This window comes from Legionella cardiaca (genome assembly GCF_029026145.1).
Taxonomy (GTDB): Bacteria; Pseudomonadota; Gammaproteobacteria; order Legionellales; family Legionellaceae; genus Tatlockia; species Tatlockia cardiaca.
Map to the genome: position 1 here is coordinate 1,192,771 of NZ_CP119078.1, position 18,924 is coordinate 1,211,694.

The following is an 18,924-nucleotide window of genomic DNA, read 5'->3' on the forward strand; positions in this document are numbered from 1 at the left end:
CTAAAATTGAGCATATTTAATCTATAATGTTTAAATGAACAATTTGTGAGCAATGTGGATGAGTAATAACATTGACTTATATTACCAAAAAAAACGTACACAGGCTCAATATAGCTATACCCCAGTTGGTTATCCTGATATAAATCGTTTAATAAAGAGTCAACCTTATTGGCGTCTAAACCGTTCAATTCTGGAAGATACAAAAAAAACACTCATCCTGGCGGATTGGAGCTTTTCATCCTGGTCCTATTCGAAGACGCAAGCCATTAAATTAAAGTTAAATGAGTTGTTGGAAACAGGTTTTGAAATTTACATCTGGCGAGACAATACATTTACCCCGCTAACAAAAGAAACAATACATACCATTAAAGCAGGGTCAATGAAGGCAATACCGTCAGACGAGGTGATGACTCTAGCGGTAGAGCAAAAAAAATTACTAAAGCCAGCTACCTGTATTCTCGATGATTATCGACTCAATTGTTTATTGGAACCAAAAACAGCAGAAGAACCGCGCAAAATTTATAACAGCCAATTTATTGCTAACAAGACCGCTGAAGAAATTGTCCATGCACTTGCTCGCGCAAATCCCCAAATAGAACAATTAGTACTCAATGAATTTTCTTTGACAACTAATCGCCTTACCGCAAAGATACGCCAAAACCTTCCTCATCTGGTAACAACAAATAATTATCGCTCTCTTCAGTTGGGGAGTGATGCAGCGGCAGAATTATTAAAAAATGGACGACTTGTTCTTGATGATTTAATTTTCGAGATCAATGATCTTACTGATGTAGACACCCTCGGATTTAGTAGTTCTTTCGTTACCGCTGATGAGTTGAATCAACTCCTTTCTAAGCCAAAAGCGTTAACAGAATTATCTTTCGTGGCTTGTCGTCATTTTGTTGATGGTAAAATTTTGCCCCAGACCTTTCCCAAGTTAGAGAAGTTAGATCTACATTCTTGTGTTGTATCGAATGAAAATCTGGGGGCATTACTTACTGGAGCTACAAATCTTAAAGAGTTATTTTTATCTTGTCGGGGGCTTTCGAGCACCCCAGCAATTAAGGTTCATTTTCCAGAGATTGAAAAAATAGACTTTATGAATATGAACCTTGAAGCTTTTAGCTTAAAAGAGCTACTTTCCTCAAAAAAACTAACTTCTTTAATATTTATCAATTGTAAATTACCTCAAGATGAACTTGAAGAAGGGGAGGATGCAGTCGAGCTTGCAGCACTTAGAAAGCTGGATTGTCAAAGAAGTAATCTTTCTGCACATAATCTTTTGCAGATTCTTATGAATGCCCCCAATCTGGAAACATTGAAATTTAGTAATTCCTTACAGAGTGCAGACGCTTTCTTGATGTTGCCAATTTACGCAAATCTTAAAAGTTTGGCCTTAAATCGCAGTGAAATCACTTCAGCCCAATTTCAAGTACTCCTTAGTAAAATACCCAACCTTAAAACTCTAAAGTTGAATTCTTGCACGAATTTAACAGAAGATTTTAATGAATTAAATTGTAGCAACCTCGAGTCTTTAACGATCGATGGAAGTCTACCTCCTGCGAACTTGCAAAAACTATTCTCCGTAACGACAAAATTGAAGAATCTATCTTGTGATCTCTGTGAGGCGAACTGGGAAAGTTTAATCGACAGCTTAAACTTGGAATCAATTGAAACAATAAGTTTTCGGCAATGCAATATTGATTGCAAAAACTTAAAACGATTGATTCAATCAGCGCCAAGATTAAACAAGATGGATTTTAGTAATTGTTCTGAGCTAGTGATCGATGCAGAATTAGAGCAATTATTAAAATCACGTCAATTGGCTCACTATGCTTCAGAACAGGGTGTCAGTAATCATATACCCTTCGAAGAAGACAATAAAAAAACCATACATCAGGAGCCTCTGAACAATAAAATCGATACGGTTGAAAAAGTTGATGCAGATACACGCATCAACCCTGACAAAAAATTTAATGTTAAACGAATTTTTTACCCCATTGATGCAAATGATTCATTACCTCCGGTAAATTATGATCGCCTCAAAGTCTTTAATGGTGTACGAATAACCTCCTCTCCTTGTACTCTGGAAGATGCCTTTACATTGACTAAAGAGGGATCAGCAGAGCTTGTAGCAGTTGAACTCCAAGCGTGTAACGATGATGTTTTCGCTATTGGGGAGTCGCTCAAAAAAAATGAAAATTTTCGCCGATATTACGCAAAACAAGAGTTACTCTTAAATCAAGAGTGGCAAGCATTAGCTTCTTTGTCACCTAATGAGAAAATGACTCATTACCATATTGAACCCGATACCTTGGGTGTTGAAATTCAATATTCATTACGTGATAACCAGTATTATATTCGCTCTAAGAAAGGAACCCAGGAAGTCTCCATCGATTTTTTGCTTAAGGTACCAAATCAGACAACTACCTTACCTGTGGCAATTAATGAAATGATTGCGCGTTATAATCATTTCAGTGCTGGAGCACTGAAAAAAGATAAAGAAAATCCAAATGGTTATGACTATTTACGTTATATCCAAGAACAAGAAAAGGGGGCATGTCGTCATCGAGCGATTGCTTTTAAAGATTGGATGGAAAAAAATTATCCAAATAATCCAGTCCGTATCATGAATAATACCTGCCATTCTTATGTGGAAATCTACCATGATGATCAATGGGTTGGCTGTGATTTAGGAGGTTATCCAGCTGAATTAATCCTGGATGAAACAACGAAACCCCAAGCAATTAAAAGAAATCCATTTATTTCGTGGCTTGAAACATGGAGCAAGCGACGACTAAATTTTGTTTCGATTGAGCATTATTGCCAGCATTTACTGCAAAAAAATGATAGTAAAAAACAGTTAATTGAACTGTCTAATGACAATGATGTAAATGCGCTTCAGTTAGTTTTGCAAAATTATTGTCAGCATGTATCAAAGCCTGTCTATTATATTAACAGTCCTGATGATTTGGTTTGCTCCGCACCTTTTATTGAGCGTAAAGGAACACAAGGGATAATTTGCCAAGGGCCGGGTGGTCCGCTTTATGATTTTTTAGAAGCCCATCGCCATACTGCAGAAGCCCCGGTTCTTATTATAAATTATGCTCATTTTAGTGCCGATGATATCGTGCGATTTAATGGTTTGCTTGATGATATACGTCATGCTGATGGTACACTTTTACCCGAATCAACGTCGATAATTGGTCTGACCAATCCCCATAAACCGCAAAGCTATCAAGGGGAGGATTTTTACTCACGATTTGATGACGTGCAAACGTTTCCATTAGCGTCTGTTTTGTTGCAGGATTCAGCGCCTTCTTTAGCTGTATTAGAGAGTGCTCAAAACTCAGGTCCGTCTTTTCCTCTTAATCTTTATCATGCCTCCGATTGGGAGGAACGACTTTTAGGACGTTGGGTGCTTCATAAAGATAATCTTTATTTTGAAGAAGGCGAGTTAGCCAATGCTTTAAAATCGGGTTTACCCATTGAGTTGCAGAATGCACCTTGGGAAGATGAACGTTTTGTCCAATTTTGGCTTTCTGCACAGATCCATAAGAAAGTTCATCAGCTGGGACAAACAATAGAAATACCGGCAAATTTGCAATTGTTAAAAAGTGAAGGTTACGACTGGAGCGCATTAGGTCAGCAGGTGACAATGCGTGCTGGTTGTTCGCCAAATGCCAAAGTGCTTAATAGCACCTGTTTTAGCGAATTTTTTAATTGCTATCAATGTGATAATACCAATAATACACTCGATCAAACACCTGGTGTTATCGAATGTTTTTCTCACAAAGAGCTGGAAGTTAATGTAACATCACCTCTTTCTGATGACGAATGGGCCATGCTTTTGAGCGCCTGTCAAAAGCACCAGGTTAAATTAACCTGTCACATTGCGGCAGGCGTTAGTGTTCCTTCATTGCTGAAGTACAAAGTGCCCTCTGGCGAAATGCCCATCAGTAAACTTTGGATGGGTGAACTTGACTCTACGATGGTGATTGCCAGCAATGAGGTCAATGTTACAGTTAAGAAACTCACCAAGAATGACCTTGACTGGCAAGTGATTGATGTTACTGAATGTCAAAGCGCGGATCTGCTTGTTGCTATAGAAGGAAAATTCAATACGGAAAAATTGAAATTTGAATTCAATCAAAGTGAAAAAGCACTCTTAACAGCTCTAGCTACAAAGAAAAAGGTCATTTTAAAAGGAAAATTTTCCAAAGAACTCGGTGATTCTTTAGCGTCTCTTCTGCTTGCCCGTAAGACAACAAAAGAGCCAGAAGGACAATTGATTTTAGTCAGTGAGGATACCAGCGCGTTTAATTACTTTGATCCTTTGCGTGATGATGTGAGTATCAAAGACATCGATGATTGCCTATCACAAGAGTTTCCACGAGAGCTTCTTAATTGCTTGACTAAGGAGCAATGGGAACAAGAATCACTCAATCAACTTAAAGCAAGGCTTTATTTTTTTCAGGATCATCCCGAAAGATCAAGCGATGATGCCTGGCAAGGCATGCATGACTTACCAATAGCAATACGTTTTACAGACTTTAATGCAATGAATAGTAAGGAAAAGGCTGATATTTTTACAGCTCAACGCTTGGAGGCGGTTAATCGCATACTTAAGAGGAGCCCTTATGCTTTTCTAACTGGTTTGACGGCAGTGGGTAAATCAACCTTTGTTGAAAAATATTTACACGATAAAAATAATACACTTTATCAAGGCGAGTCTCAGATTCTTGCGTGGGCGCAGGACTCTTCTAATGCAAGAAAAATTTTATTTATTGACGAAGCCAATATTGAAAGTCGTCAGTGGAGCGAGTTTGAAGGATTATTCAACAAGCCCCCTGGAATTTTAATTAATGGCAAATATTATCCTTTAACCGATAAACATAAGGTTATTTTTGCGGGGAATCCATTAAATTATGGGGGAGAACGTCAACTTGCTCCATTTTTTGCACAACATGGTAATGCAGTTTTATTTGAACCCATGCCGCAAGAATTTATTTATGAAGAAATAATTAAACCCATTTTTATTGGTACGAATATTGAAAATCAAACCTTATCTATCGCTGAACCGCTATTGAAAGTTTATCGTTTTCTTTGTGAGCACTCCAAAGATGAAGTTCTTATTTCTCCACGTGAAATTCAGATGATGGCACTGTTGGCATTGTCTGCCTATGAGCAAGGAGTTAATGCTGATTTAGAAAGCCTTGCCAAACATTATGCTTATCAACTTGGTAAAACACTTGTACCGTCGATGTTGGAAAAAAAATTCAAAGAGCAATTTGAATCAGTGGCCTCATTAAACAGCATTTTTGTTGAGGAGGAGCGTACAACAGATTTTCTTATAGCGCCTTCTCGTCAGGAAATTCATCGCCAATTAGATGAGTTATTGCAACTGCGTATGCTTCGCCAGACAACGACAAATAAAGCTCAAAAATACGGCGGAATTAATGGCATTGTTTTGGAAGGTGAACCAGGTATTGGTAAAAGTGAAATGGTCATTGCAACATTGATCGCTCATGGATACAAAGAGGCAGTTCTGCTGGATAAAAAATCTGAGGTACTGGAATCCATAACAAAACCACAAAAAATCTTTTATCGTATGCCTGTTAGCATGCAGTATGAAGATAAAAAGCGCTTATTATTGAAAGCATTTGACGAGGGGGCTGTTGTTATCATTGATGAAATCAATAGCTCGCCGATGATGGAGCGTTTATTGAATGATTTATTAATGGGCAAAACACCTGAAGGAAAATCTCCCATGCACCCTGGTTTTTTATTAATCGGCACACAAAATCCAATCACAATGGCAGGGCGTTTAGCCATGGGAAATGCGCTTGGCAGGCGCCTGATTAAGGCCATATTGAATCCTTACACGCCAAAGGAAATGCAAGAAATTCTCCACAAAAAGGGAATTGCTCCCGAGGTAGCAATGGAAATGGTCGATGCTTATACGGTTTGCTCTACAAAAGCAAAAACAAACAACTTCAATCCATCACCAACGTTCAGAGACTTATTAAGAGTCGCAAAATATTATCTAAGCTCTTTATTTAAGAAAATGGAAAAAGCTGAAATTACGCGGGAACAAGATACTGAACGAATAAGTAAGGAACATCCACTCACCAAACAATTTCAACGTTACAATAAAGTATGTGAGAAATGTGATAGTAACTTGGAGAAAGCAAACATTTTACTTAAAGATTATGTAAGTCCTCGTATATTTTCAGGTTCTTGGAAAAAACTTTATAGCCAAGAGATTGGTGCCATCGTTAAAAAAATTAACAAAGGAGAAATCCAGACTGTTGTTGAGTTGTTAACACAATTACAGAAAATTAATGTGGCGGAAAAAGATCCACTAGCAAAGCGTATCCAATTTATTCATGAGGTATTGCTGCCTTCAGAGGTTAAGCAAGTAATCGAAGTCAGTGAATCTAATGAAAGAGAAAACCAAAACCTAATTAACCCATCGGTCGCCCAATTTTAAATCATGTCGCTTGATATTCGATATCCCCTCACAAGCGACTCAAATTGGTTATGATCAAGATTTGGGTAAAAAAGTCACAAGTTTGATAAATTGACTACCAATCACGTATAATGCCTGCATAATTCGTATTTATTCACATTGTCTATGAAATATTTTGCTTATCTTCTGCTAACAATAAGTAGCTTGATTCATGCAAAAAACTATACTGTCAAACTTGGTGATACAAACGTTAACATTATAAAGCAAATTGGCCATGGTAAAACGTTTGTTCATTTGCATGAGAACGAAGTCACGGCGTTACAAGCAGCCAAAATCTATGTGAAACGTCACGGTGGTACTCTGATTACATTAAAACATTCTGGTAATCGTAATATTGTCTTTCACTTAAATCGTGTTCGTTACGAATTTGATCCAAACCGTATTTTTACCAATGCAGGTATTACTAAAACGCTTAAACAATTTGGTCCCTATTCTTTTGAGGCCCACCAGGAAGTTAGGAAGCTTGCGCGAAAAATTATATGTTTAATTCCACCAGGGAAAGTAATTGCTGTTCATAATAATCGTGGGTATTCCATTAAAGAATATTTTCCACGCCATCCCTTAGCCGGCGATGCCAAGGCGTTGAATTATATTCCCACATCAAGTTATCGCAATTTTTATTTTGTGACTCAACGGCGAGATTTTAGTCGTTTGAAAAAATTGCAGTTTAATGTAGCCCTACAAGCTAACAAAGCAACGAATGATGGTTCTTTATCCTACTACTTGGGAAATAAAGTTTATATTAATATTGAAGCTGCTTATGGTGCATTAACACAGCAGTTAAAAATGCTTAATAATGCATAAATTAGGAGAGAATGCGTACTAAGGTGTATTCAAACTCTCCCTAAGTATACTTACCGCAATATTGCCTTTTTTGTCTTTACTGCGTTTAATGATGGTATAGGTTGTCAAGTTTAATTCCTCACTTGAAACAGTGGCGACGCTTAAAAAATACTGACTATCAATCGTGATTTGTTCATTGCGAATATTTAATTTTTGTAATAACGGTCCAATATCTTTTAAATCTTGAATACCATTTTCACCACGGGCAGTAAGTAATTCACGAACTTGCTCATTATTTAAACCATTGCCCAAGCTGGTTAATACTTCTTTAGATGCTGTATTGATATTAATAGGGGTTGTTTCTGGCAGTGCGGTCAGGTAGCTTTGCAGTGTCATATAAAGCTTCGCATCGACATTTTTTAGTAAACGCAGTTCGGATGGATGTTGCAACAATTGTTGTCCTGGATAATAAGGGGGCTTTTGATGTAAATAATAATTAATAAATTCATCCTGCCCACGGCCAGGCTGATAAGGAGTCATCCAATCACGCATCGTCAAAATCATTTCTCCGCGTTGTGTAGGATTTAATTTTGTCGGTATTACATCTAAAAGTTTTAAAAAAGTCGCTGCATAGGTTTTATCTGCTAAATTATTCAGATTAAATTGAGCCTGTAGATCATATAAACCGCCCTTAATTTTTAACTCAGGATAGATGGTTTGTAATTTTGGGGGAAAATCAAGAACTTTTCCAAATCGATCACCCACTGTATAGCGATGTTTTTTATCCGCTAATTCACTTAGCGCCCAAAAAGAAACTGCTTGAGATGCTAAATAAAGTTTATCGCTGAGTATGCTTAGACGGGTTCGATAAATATCAAGTTGGAGACGTGTGCTCATCGCTGTTGCGGCGATGGCAACCATTGTCATAATAAACAAGGCCGAGATTAGCGCACTTCCTTGCTGTTTGGTTTTAATGTTCACTATATAGTGCCTCAGGAATGGCAAAGAGCAGGCTCATTTTATCCCAGTCTTTTAATGTAAGATTTAATTGAATGGCTTTGGGAAGAGGCTCGGCTCGCTGATTTTGCTGCAAAGCATTCTCTCGCCATTCTGGCAAAACCTGTAGCGTCTGATTCAGGTATGCAAAACGACAAGCAAGGAGATTATCAATAAGTACTTTATCGCTATAATGATCACGATTTACCGGATCAAGAACTTGCCAGCTTCGACGCAACAATTGATTATCATGGCAAACGTAAGCAATACGTTGAAGAGTACTACGCTTTTCCTGGCTATTGGGATTTTCCACACCAACTCGAGTAAATTCAAGATATTGAGGTTGACCAATAAAGGCAGGAAACAGATGCATTTCATTACCGCGAATAGAGCGTGGGATAATTTGTATCGAATCTCTTTGCATCAGAATGACGGCTAATTGCAAAATGTTAAGACGCTCGGCTTGTTGACTAACTCGGGCTTTCGTATTAAATGAATAATACATTGCAGAAGAGGTAATGGTTGCAAGAATAGCAAACACGGCCAGAGCTATAAGAATTTCAATTAATGTAAAACCTGCTTTTTTACTCATTTAAATACCGAAAAGCAATTAGGGGATTAGTGAAAGGCCCTGCCTGATTTTTACTCGTTGTTATCGTAATTTGCTGTACTGACTTGATTGGTGTCGCGTTAATTTTTACTCGCCAGTACCAGCGTTGCCCAAGCATGTTTGTAATTTGGGTTACTTCTTTGCTTGGTGTAACCGTTAATAGACCTAATTGGACCATGGTCACACCTTGGATAGCAATCCAATGACTGATGGTTTTTTCTTGCAGTCGTTGCGTATTTGCAACATTTTGTGCAGTTGCTTTAAGAAGGGCGGTTAAAGCAATGGCAATAACAGATAGAGCAATAAGAACTTCTATCAGTGTAAAACCACATTGCTTGGGGGAAGAGAATTTTTTCATGGTGTTCGCGGTAATAATACAGTGACGATGCCATTAGGTTTGCCAACAACAGTAGCAAGTTTTGGTTTTTGATTCGTACCAAAATCCAAGCTAAAAGGAGTGATATCTCCTGAAGCGCTAATGATAATGTCTGGATTTTTAGTAATAGTGTGCATCCTTTGCAAATTAACAGTAATATTACTTGGAAAATATTGGGTACGAAATATTGTTTTCTCTACCATAGGTTTCCATACGTTTTGTTCAAATCTGAAGGTTTGAAAGTTTTCTTTGTTAATGGTAATTCCCAACGGGGTCATTTCCAGTATGGCGCGATGTTGAGTGAGTTTAATATAGTTTGCAAACTGTTCAGCAGACACCACTGCTCGTCTGGAGGCGCCAAAATCGCCAAAAGAAAGTAAAGCAAATCCTATGGTGATACCAATAATAATCAGTACCACCAAAATTTCGATAAGGGTAAAACCCTTAGCGCGCATTCCAATTACCTATTTCAGCATTGATTCCAGTACCTCCGGGTTGTCCATCAGCACCCAATGTGAAAACATCCACTTCACCATGTTCTCCTGGATTTAAATATAAATAATCTCTGCCCCATGGATCTTTAGGGAGGGACTGCAGATATTGTTTCCAATCTCTTGGAATGGGATTGCTGGTTGGCTTTTCAACGAGGGCTACTAAACCCTGGTCAGTGCTTGGATAAACGCCATTATCTAATTTATAAAGATCGAGTGCATTTTGAATAGCTAATACGTCTTGTTTTGCTTTAACAACTCTAGCCTCATCTGGGCGGCTAATAATTTTAGGCACAACAATTGAGGCAAGAATACCAAGAATAACCACTACAACCATAATTTCAATTAATGAAAAGCCGCTTTGTTTACTCATTAAAAAACTCCTAATTGACTGAATTTAAATATCTAACTTACTAATTGCTCCATAGAGAAAATAGGGAGCAGGGTTGCTAAAACAATAAATAGAACAACTGCCCCCATAAATAAAATAACCATCGGCTCAAGCAACGTTAATGCTGTATCGATTAAGCGTTTTACTTCACTATCCAGATGAGAAGCCGCACGCTCCATCATTATGGCAATCTGTCCGCTTTTTTCACCGCTTGCAATAAGATGTGTTGCCATAGGACTTAAAAAACCAGTTTCTTTAAGTGCCTGATTTATCGCTGTTCCCTCACGAACGCGGATAGTGGCTTGATCAAATGCATTTCGCATCACAAGATTTGTAATCAAACTCGCAGAAACTCGCATCGTTTCAAGAACACTAACCCCTGCGGCAAATAAAATCCCAAAAGTATGAATATAACGCGCCACATTGACTGAGCGAACAAGATAAGACGTAATGGGCAATTTTAACAGAATTCTATGCCAGCCTGTGCGAATGTTAACGTTGGCAAGGCTTTTCTTGAATGCAACTAAAAGCGCAATAATTATTAATAGAACAATTAGCCCATAGGATTTAATAAATTCGCTGATAGTAATCAATACCTGGGTCATTGCTGGTAAGGATTGGCCGCTACTGGTGAATACTTCAATAATTTTGGGAACAACAAAAGCTAACAAGAAACTAATAATTGCCGTGGAAACGATAATCATTAGTGAAGGATAAATCAAGGCCTGTTGAATTTTTTGTCTGGTTTCTTGCTGATTCTCAGTGTAGTCAGCCAGTTTTTCAAGTACTAAATCTAATCGTCCGGTTTGTTCGCCGGCTCCGACAGTTGCTCGATATAGTTCCGGAAAGGCATTTGGAAACTCTCCCATTGCTTGCGCAAGGGCATATCCTTCTACAACTTTCGCACGAACACCTATAATTAATTCACGTACCTTATCTTTTTCGGTTTGCTCACTTACACCACGTAACGACTCTTCAACAGGAATCCCTGCTGCAAGTAAAGTAGCTAATTGTCGAGTTAATAGCGCTAATTCTTGCGCCGACAGTTTATCTTTTTTTCGAGCTTGCTGCTGTTTAGCCAAGGTGCGAATTTGAGTTGGGATCATCCCACGTTCACGCAATAATTGGCGTGCATGGCGTTCTGAATCAGCTTCAATAACGCCTTTGGTGATATTTCCAGTTTTGTTTAGCGCTTGGTAATGATAGGCGCCCATAATAATTAAAAATAGTTTACTGATAAACCAGTTTAATCTATTGGGTTTCGTAAGTCACTTAAGGTAGACTAGCGGTGGCTAATCTTGGAGAGAAAAATGAGTAAAGATATACTACTTGCGGCAATAAAAGAACATGATGCTAAATTTATTGATTTGCGATTTACCGATACTCGCGGGAAGGAACAGCATATAACAATTCCAGTATCTGCAGTGGATGATGATTTTATTGAAAATGGAAAGATGATTGATGGTTCGTCTATTAAGGGATGGCAGAAGATTCATCAATCGGATCTGGCGCTTATACCTGATTTAACGACTACTCTACCAGACCCCTTTTACCAAGATAATACACTTATTGTTCGCTGTGATGTTGTCGATCCACAAACCATGTTGGGTTATGACAGGGATCCTCGCTCAATAGCACGACGAGCTGAAATCTATTTGAAATCAACCGGGATTGCCGACGAAGCGCTTTTTGGACCTGAACCTGAATTTTTCCTGTTTGATAGCGTGCGTTGGGGCAACAATATTCATGGAGCATTTTACGAAATAGAGTCGGATGAAGGTCAGTGGAATTCAGCCAAGGTTTTTGAAGGCGGTAACATTGGACACAGACCAAGTGTTAAAGGCGGGTATTTCCCTGTGCCACCTGTAGACTCTTCACAGGATATTCGTTCAGCTATTTGTTTGACACTAGAATCATTAGGGATGGTTGTTGAGGCTCATCATCATGAAGTCGCTACTGCTAACCAATGTGAGGTAGCAACCAAGTTTAATAGTTTGACTAAGAAAGCAGATGAGATGCAGCTATTAAAATATGTAATTCACAACGTGGCACACAATTACGGTAAAACAGCAACCTTTATGCCAAAACCCTTAGTTGGTGATAATGGTAACGGGATGCATTGCCATCAATCATTGGTGAAGGATGGTGTAAACTTATTTGCCGGTGATCAATATGCAGGTTTATCAGAAACAGCACTTTATTATATTGGTGGCATTATCAAGCATGCTCGTGCTCTAAACGCATTGACTAACCCCGCAACCAACAGCTACAAGCGGTTAGTTCCTGGTTTTGAAGCGCCTGTACTTCTGGCTTATTCAGCTCGTAACCGTTCTGCGGCAATTCGTATTCCACACGTTAGCAGTCCGAAGGCACGTCGCATTGAAGTCCGTTTCCCTGATCCTATGGCGAATCCCTACCTTGCTTTTTCCGCAATGATGATGGCTGGACTTGATGGAATACAGAAAAAAATCCATCCTGGACAACCAATGGACAAAGATTTGTATGATTTACCACCAGAGGAATTAATTGATGTACCCACAGTGTGCAACTCTCTGGAACAGGCTGTATATCATCTGCAGCAAGATCAGGAATTTTTATTACAAGGCGATGTATTCTCCAAGGATTTCATCAATAGTTATATTGAACTTCGCCAACAGGAAATATCGCTAATTCGAAGCATGGTTCATCCACTTGAATTTGAATGGTATTACAGTCTCTAAATAGTGAAGTATTTCGCCATTTTATTGTTTCTGGTCATTAATCCTTTGTTTGCTGAAATTTACAAATGGATTGATGACCAGGGTATTACTCATTTTAGTGATTCTCCTCATGAAGGTGGCAACCATATTAAATTGCCTGCCACACAATATAATTTAGTCCCAGTACCAGCAAAAAAAGAGAAGGTTGTTAATCAGCAGCAGAAATTACAACCTTATGAACTCACTATTATTCAACCTGAAGATAAAGCGACTATTCGTAATAATCAGGGGAAATTAATCGTCAATGTACATATTAACCAGTTGTTGAGGCCTAATTATCAATTAATACTAGTTTTGGATGGGAAAAAAGTGAAGCAGTCTAAAACAACATTGACTTTCATCCTGAATGGGATTGAGCGAGGTACGCATAATTTAGTTGTAGAAGTACTTGATGAAAAAGACAGTGTTCTTTTTACCAGCAAACCAGTAATCTTTTATATGCATAGACCTTATATCCATCCTGACCACAAGATTTAGAAGTGCTGGAAATAACGAAATTCCCTCTTGAAATTATCGATATAACCCTCATATAACATGACCTAATAGACTATTTTTTGTAGAAATTTGGAGATTTATAAATGGCAAGTAAGCAGCAAACGATGGGTTTTCAAACTGAAGTAAAGCAAATGTTGCACTTAGTGGTTCATTCTCTTTATTCAAATAAAGAGATATTTTTACGCGAATTAATTTCTAATGCTTCGGATGCTTTAGACAAACTGCGTTTTCTTGCTCTTTCAGATTCTGCTCTCTATGAAGATGATTCTGATTTACGTATCTCTATTGATTTTAATGAAAAAAATAAAACCATCAGTATCAAAGACAATGGCATTGGCTTAAGCTGGGATGAGGCGGTGGAAAATTTAGGTACTATTGCTAAATCAGGAACAAAAGAGTTCGTTAGTCATCTAACTGGCGAAGGGGCTAAAGATGCTCACCTAATTGGTCAATTCGGGGTGGGTTTTTACTCAGCATTTATTGTTGCTGATAAGGTGACAGTAAAAAGTCGCAAGGCAGGCCTGAAACCCGAAGACGGAATTGTTTGGCAGTCTAATGGCGAGGGCGAATTTACTATAAGCCAGGAAAAGAAAGCAGAGCGGGGTACAGAGGTAATATTACATCTGAAGAAAGATCAGGATGAGTTTTTAAGTGATTGGCGGCTGCGCAATGTCATTACTAAGTATTCGGACCACATCTGCTGGCCAATCATTATGAAAAAAAGAGAAGAGGACGGTAAGGAATCCAATGATTTTGAAACAGTGAATAAAGCAACCGCACTTTGGACATTACAGAAATCTGAAATCAGTGATGAAGATTATAAAACGCTCTATAAACATATCTCTCATGATTTCCAGGAGCCGTTAACCTGGTCTCACAATCATGTTGAAGGGAAACAAGATTATATCAGTTTATTATATATTCCTTCTCATGCGCCCTTTGATTTATGGCAGCAGGAAACGAAGCATGGTCTAAAACTTTATGTAAAACGCGTTTTCATTATGGATGATGCTGTTCAATTTTTACCAAGATACCTGCGCTTTGTAAAAGGAATCATTGATGCGAGTGATTTGCCCTTAAACGTGTCACGCGAAATTTTACAGGAAAATAAGCAGGTTGAAGCGATTAAGTCAGCATCTACTAAACGTGTGCTTTCAATGCTGGAGAAACTTAGTACTCAAGATCAAGAGACTTATCAAAAATTTTGGGATCAATTTGGTTTAGTGCTGAAAGAGGGCCCTATTGAGGATTATAGTAACCGCGAAGCAGTTGCTAAATTGTTGCGTTTTACTACAACCAAGAATGATTCTGAAAAACAAAATGTTTCATTGACAGATTATGTTTCTCGCATGAAAGAGGGGCAAGATAAAATCTATTATCTCACTGCATCAAGCTATAATGCGGCAAAGCATAGTCCTCATCTTGAAATTTTTAAGAAAAAAGATATTGAAGTTCTCTTGCTCGGTGATCGTATTGATGAATGGTTAGTCAGTTATTTAAGTGAATTTGATGGTAAAAAGCTACAGTCAATTAGCAAAGGTAAAATTGATTTAGATATAGAAGATGCACCAGAAATTAAACAGCAAGAGGAATCATTAGCCCCTATGTTGAAACATATTAAGGAAGTTTTAGCTGACAAAATTAAAGATGTGCAATTAACAAATCGCCTAACCGATTCGCCAGCATGTATTGTGGCGGATGAAAATGACATGGGATTGGAAATGCAACGTATTTTACAAGCTGCAGGTCAACAATTGCCCGATATCAAGCCAATATTTGAGATTAATCCTGAACATACTTTGATTAAGCGCTTGCACGGCATTACGGATGATAGTCGTTTTGCTGAGTGGGTGGTTATGTTATTTGAGCAGGCAGTTTTGGCTGAAGGAGGACAATTAGATAATCCAGCTGATTTTGTTAGCCGGGTTAATAAGCTTTTGCTCGAAGCATAATTAAATCAGTAGAAGGTTGTATGAACGCAACCTTCTACTGATTGATATATAACTCGTCATTATCCCATTGATAACGATTGTATTTGACTATTGTGTAACAAATCTTCCAACAAGCCTCCGGTTGGCAGAGAAATTTGTTGTGTTTCTAACAATGAAAATAATTCCTTTAATTGGTATTGGGTTCCATTGAGCAAACGCTCCCTATTGATGTCAAAAATTTGTTGATCTTGCATTTCAAAAGGAAGAGTACAATAGTTCTCCAAGAGATTATTTAATCGATTTAATCCTGCACTTTCTGCTTCAGCGGGGTTTTGCTTCAAGAGCTGGATGGTTATTTTAATTTCCTCGCTAATCTGCTCTTCCCATTGTTTCTGCATAGTTCGGTGGTCGCTAATTTTTTGAGCCATGGATATAAAAAAGTTTTTTTCTTCTTCAGATTCTGCGTCTAGTTGTTTGACAAGTTCTTCTTTTGCAATTTGAAATTGATGAAGAGGTACTTGATATAAGCAAAAAATAAAAGAGCCTTCAAGCAAATAACCGGAATCGCTATCTCTTCGGAGTGCAAAATAATTTTTAATGCTTTCAACTGCTTTTTCGCCTGCGGCTTTCTTTCTATCTGTAGAGACCCCGAAATCATTGGGCTTAATATCTACATTCATGGATACTACATTAGGACCATATTCCTTAACGCTTTTTTGCATCTCATAACGACCGCTCACGCCATTGGCTCCAAAAAAGATTTTTATTAAATAACCAATAAAAGCCATTATAAAATTTAATGGTTTGCCCGGGCCATAGGTGTGCATGTTGGCCTCATCCTCAGGCAATAATAGCAGTAAGAGGCTATCAAGCCGTTTCTCAAGATCAGTAGCAAAGGCAGTTTGATGCGTCGGCGTTAACAGACTGCGATACATACCTCCGTCAACAAAGGCAACTTCTTGACCGCCTATATTAATATAATGAGGTTTAAAAACCGGAGGTATAGCACAAGAGGCTGCGACTGCATCCACAATGCGAATGTCTTTATGAGTGGAGTAAGAGAATAGATGCGGTTTACCATCGGCCAGACTTACCGCTAAAACAGACAATGATTTCACCTTGTTAAGAAAGCCTAACTCATTAAACACATTTTTCAGCTTTTCCAAATCCTCAAATGTAATTTTATCTTGATGGGTTTCCAACATCATGATTTGTTTTAGTAAACCTTCATTTTTATTGGTTTGACAAATTTCCTTAGCTTCCATGAGTCGCTTTAAGAAAAATCGTTTTCCATTCTCTTCAATCATGTGTTTTAATTGAGTCGTATAATAAATTCCTTTTCCACCTCTGAATATGCTCCAGTCTGTAAGGAGAGAACGGAAATCTGTTTGAGTCAGCTCATTAATTTCTTCAGCAGTAGCGCCGTAACTTATAAGCAAAGATGTGATGGCTCCAGCAGATACTCCATAGACACATTCAATACCTGATAAAACATCTGTTTCCTCTAAATACCCCAAAACCGGAGCATAGACTGCGCCTCTGGCTCCACCCCCACCAAGGGATAGAGTTTTTACTGATGGGATAGGTAAAAAAATTTTAAACTGTTTTTTCATGAGAGTGTGATTTTGCTCAAAATGGTTTATATATTATCAAAATAAACAGAGATAAACTAGAATATTGCAGACACTATTGAAAGACAGTATCTACAGATTATTAAAGAAGTTGCCTAAAATTGAATGTAGGGTGTTTAAACTTGTAAGTAAATTTAATATATACAGAATTTAATGGAAGTATACAGATGTAGCTTTGATGTCGAGCAGCAAAATCAAGATTTTCATCTGGTCCTTATAATTATCAGCGGCGTCAAGGCTACAAATTATTTAATCATCATGTCAAAGGGAATGATTATTTAAGGAGAGCCACCATGAGAGCCGCAGAATTTAATCAAGCAACAGCAGATAAGTTTGCCGAAAATGTACTAACTATGATGAATCAAGCTGCATTGACATTGATGTTATCAATTGGGCATCGGACAGGGCTGTTTGATGCAATGAGTAAGATGTCTTTTGCGACGAGTTCTGAAATTGCAAAAGAGGCTAATTTGAATGAGCGTTATGTTCGTGAGTGGCTTAACGCATTAGTCACTGGTGGCATTATTCACTATGACATGAATGAAAAAAAATATTACTTACCCTTGGAACATGCCGCATTTCTCACTAGAAAAGCCTCCCCCAATAATTTAGCTGTAATGGCTCAATTTATTCCCGTTCTTGCAAATGTAGAGGATGCACTTGTGGATTCATTTGTTAACGGTGGTGGGGTACCTTATGAAGCTTATCCACGATTTCATGAGGTAATGGCAGAAGAAAGCGCACAAACAATTTTATCTGCCCTGATTGATAGTATTTTACCATTAGTAAATGGGTTAGTACCTAAATTAGAAAGGGGTATTCGTGTATTGGATATTGGTTGTGGTTATGGTCATGCACTTCTTCATATGGCAAAAACGTATCCTAAAAGCCATTTTGTTGGCTATGATCTATGTACTGAAACGATTGAGCATGGGCAGAAGCTAGCTAAAGAAAACGCATTGACCAATATCGATTTTATCCAAAAAGATCTAGCCAATTGGCATGAAAAGGAAGTATATGATTTGATTACTGCTTTTGATGTTATTCATGATCAGGCAAAACCAAAAGATGTTTTACAAGGAGTGTACGATGCACTGAAGCCGGATGGTTTTTTTCTTATGCAAGATATCAGAACTTCAACCGCTGTAGAAAAAAATATTGGGAATCCTATAGCACCGTTCGTTTATACAATTTCTTGTATGCATTGTATGACTGTTTCCTTGTCTCAAAATGGTGCAGGGCTTGGAGCTGCATGGGGAGAGGAGCTGGCCGAAGAGATGTTGCGGGATGCTGGATTTACAAAAATTTCCCGACATTATTTAGAACACGATATATTGAATAGTTATTATATCGTACAAAAATAATCGTTAAAGTGAATTTGTTAACAGAAATAAAGCGCAGCAGTGTTGCCACGCTAGAGACGAGTTTAGTGATCTGTGTTAATGGCTTTCTGTTGGGCTTGTTTATAAGCCCAACGACCATGGTTACGCAGAATTCTAGTATTGCAAAGAAATAGTCTGATATAGACCTGAAGCATTACTCGTCTGTTAAGCGGAAATACTTTGTGCCAAAGTAACGCTGCAATTTTTTTCTTATTGTACCACGGCTGATTCCAAGCATTTTTGCTGCTTGTAGTTGGTTTCCACGACGCTTTTCCATAACGGCTTGTAAAAGAGGTGGTTCAACTTCTGAAAGAATCATGTCATAGAGATCGTCAATAGGCTTATTTTTATTTTCAGCAAGAAAACGGGTTACTAAACTATATACCAAATCTTGAAGCCCTTGATCTTGTTTCACGATTTGTGAAGTGGCTTGTGTTTCAATGACATTCATCATAACTTCCTTATTCTAGTTAAATCATTCTATCCAAATACTTTCATCATCAAATGAAAGCAAAATTAATTGTACATGAAGGCTAATTGATAATCT

The 18,924-nt window shown here is 38.0% G+C and carries 14 protein-coding genes; 6 read left to right on the forward strand and 8 right to left on the reverse strand.

Annotation, left to right across the window (positions count from 1 at the left end):
• Positions 1 to 58 precede the first annotated feature (58 nt).
• Entirely contained in the window at positions 59 to 6,493 is a 6,435-nt protein-coding gene (locus PXX05_RS05160; protein WP_275089996.1) for a DUF5617 domain-containing protein, read from the forward strand.
• 144 nt (positions 6,494 to 6,637) lie between these two features.
• On the forward strand, positions 6,638 to 7,336 hold the full coding sequence (locus tag PXX05_RS05165) for a protein tyrosine phosphatase (protein ID WP_275089997.1): 699 nt from the start codon (positions 6,638 to 6,640) through the stop codon (positions 7,334 to 7,336).
• Positions 7,337 to 7,354: 18 nt separating this feature from the next.
• On the opposite strand, the gene gspK is transcribed toward PXX05_RS05165, so the two are convergent.
• From gspK to lspF, 6 genes are read right to left on the reverse strand one after another with little or no spacing between them, the layout of a single operon-like run.
• The gene (gspK, locus tag PXX05_RS05170) at positions 7,355 to 8,296 is read right to left on the reverse strand and encodes a type II secretion system minor pseudopilin GspK (protein WP_275089998.1); all 942 of its coding nucleotides are present in this window, start codon (positions 8,294 to 8,296) and stop codon (positions 7,355 to 7,357) included.
• A complete protein-coding gene (gene lspJ / locus PXX05_RS05175; RefSeq protein WP_275089999.1) occupies positions 8,286 to 8,903 on the reverse strand; it encodes a GspJ family T2SS minor pseudopilin variant LspJ in 618 nt (205 codons plus the stop codon). Before lspJ ends, gspK begins: the two co-directional genes overlap by 11 nt.
• Positions 8,896 to 9,279, reverse strand: coding sequence for a GspI family T2SS minor pseudopilin variant LspI (gene lspI / locus PXX05_RS05180; protein WP_275090000.1), 384 nt, complete (start codon positions 9,277 to 9,279; stop codon positions 8,896 to 8,898). Before lspI ends, lspJ begins: the two co-directional genes overlap by 8 nt.
• Positions 9,276 to 9,752, reverse strand: a complete 477-nt coding sequence (gene gspH / locus PXX05_RS05185; protein WP_275090001.1) for a type II secretion system minor pseudopilin GspH — start codon at positions 9,750 to 9,752, stop codon at positions 9,276 to 9,278. Before gspH ends, lspI begins: the two co-directional genes overlap by 4 nt.
• Positions 9,742 to 10,161: a GspG family T2SS major pseudopilin variant LspG gene (gene lspG, locus PXX05_RS05190; protein ID WP_275090002.1), complete on the reverse strand. Its 420-nt coding sequence runs from the start codon at positions 10,159 to 10,161 to the stop codon at positions 9,742 to 9,744. The genes gspH and lspG overlap by 11 nt, the downstream gene beginning before the upstream one ends.
• Before the next feature lie 32 nt (positions 10,162 to 10,193).
• Positions 10,194 to 11,393: a GspF family T2SS innner membrane protein variant LspF gene (gene lspF / locus PXX05_RS05195; protein ID WP_275090003.1), complete on the reverse strand. Its 1,200-nt coding sequence runs from the start codon at positions 11,391 to 11,393 to the stop codon at positions 10,194 to 10,196.
• A 96-nt stretch (positions 11,394 to 11,489) separates the two neighbouring features.
• Here lspF and glnA point away from each other — a divergent pair, with 96 nt between their 5' ends.
• From glnA to htpG, 3 genes are all read left to right on the forward strand, one after another.
• Positions 11,490 to 12,899: a glutamate--ammonia ligase gene (gene glnA / locus PXX05_RS05200; RefSeq protein WP_275090004.1), complete on the forward strand. Its 1,410-nt coding sequence runs from the start codon at positions 11,490 to 11,492 to the stop codon at positions 12,897 to 12,899.
• 24 nt (positions 12,900 to 12,923) lie between these two features.
• A complete protein-coding gene (locus tag PXX05_RS05205; protein WP_275090005.1) occupies positions 12,924 to 13,415 on the forward strand; it encodes a DUF4124 domain-containing protein in 492 nt (163 codons plus the stop codon).
• Positions 13,416 to 13,516: 101 nt separating this feature from the next.
• The gene (gene htpG, locus PXX05_RS05210; protein ID WP_275090006.1) at positions 13,517 to 15,385 is read left to right on the forward strand and encodes a molecular chaperone HtpG; all 1,869 of its coding nucleotides are present in this window, start codon (positions 13,517 to 13,519) and stop codon (positions 15,383 to 15,385) included.
• A 59-nt stretch (positions 15,386 to 15,444) separates the two neighbouring features.
• Here the strand turns inward: htpG and PXX05_RS05215 are convergent, their stop codons facing one another.
• Positions 15,445 to 16,977 (reverse strand): patatin-like phospholipase family protein, encoded by a 1,533-nt coding sequence (locus tag PXX05_RS05215; protein WP_275090007.1) that lies wholly within the window; start codon positions 16,975 to 16,977, stop codon positions 15,445 to 15,447.
• Positions 16,978 to 17,288: 311 nt separating this feature from the next.
• Between PXX05_RS05215 and PXX05_RS05220 the strand changes: the two genes are divergently transcribed.
• On the forward strand, positions 17,289 to 18,359 hold the full coding sequence (locus PXX05_RS05220; protein ID WP_275090008.1) for a class I SAM-dependent methyltransferase: 1,071 nt from the start codon (positions 17,289 to 17,291) through the stop codon (positions 18,357 to 18,359).
• A gap of 172 nt (positions 18,360 to 18,531) precedes the next feature.
• On the opposite strand, the gene PXX05_RS05225 is transcribed toward PXX05_RS05220, so the two are convergent.
• Positions 18,532 to 18,828, reverse strand: a complete 297-nt coding sequence (locus tag PXX05_RS05225; RefSeq protein WP_275090465.1) for a helix-turn-helix domain-containing protein — start codon at positions 18,826 to 18,828, stop codon at positions 18,532 to 18,534.
• Between the last annotated feature and the right edge of the window lie 96 nt (positions 18,829 to 18,924).

Coding starts and splice junctions, on each gene's coding strand:
- htpG (WP_275090006.1), top strand. CDS start 13,517: ATGGCAAGTAAGCAGCAAACGATGGGTTTTCAAACTGAAGTAAAGCAA.
- gspH (WP_275090001.1), bottom strand. CDS start 9,752: ATGCGCGCTAAGGGTTTTACCCTTATCGAAATTTTGGTGGTACTGATT.
- PXX05_RS05165 (WP_275089997.1), top strand. CDS start 6,638: ATGAAATATTTTGCTTATCTTCTGCTAACAATAAGTAGCTTGATTCAT.
- lspI (WP_275090000.1), bottom strand. CDS start 9,279: ATGAAAAAATTCTCTTCCCCCAAGCAATGTGGTTTTACACTGATAGAA.
- lspF (WP_275090003.1), bottom strand. CDS start 11,393: ATGGGCGCCTATCATTACCAAGCGCTAAACAAAACTGGAAATATCACC.
- glnA (WP_275090004.1), top strand. CDS start 11,490: ATGAGTAAAGATATACTACTTGCGGCAATAAAAGAACATGATGCTAAA.
- PXX05_RS05225 (WP_275090465.1), bottom strand. CDS start 18,828: ATGAATGTCATTGAAACACAAGCCACTTCACAAATCGTGAAACAAGAT.
- lspG (WP_275090002.1), bottom strand. CDS start 10,161: ATGAGTAAACAAAGCGGCTTTTCATTAATTGAAATTATGGTTGTAGTG.
- PXX05_RS05160 (WP_275089996.1), top strand. CDS start 59: ATGAGTAATAACATTGACTTATATTACCAAAAAAAACGTACACAGGCT.
- PXX05_RS05220 (WP_275090008.1), top strand. CDS start 17,289: ATGAGAGCCGCAGAATTTAATCAAGCAACAGCAGATAAGTTTGCCGAA.
- PXX05_RS05215 (WP_275090007.1), bottom strand. CDS start 16,977: ATGAAAAAACAGTTTAAAATTTTTTTACCTATCCCATCAGTAAAAACT.
- lspJ (WP_275089999.1), bottom strand. CDS start 8,903: ATGAGTAAAAAAGCAGGTTTTACATTAATTGAAATTCTTATAGCTCTG.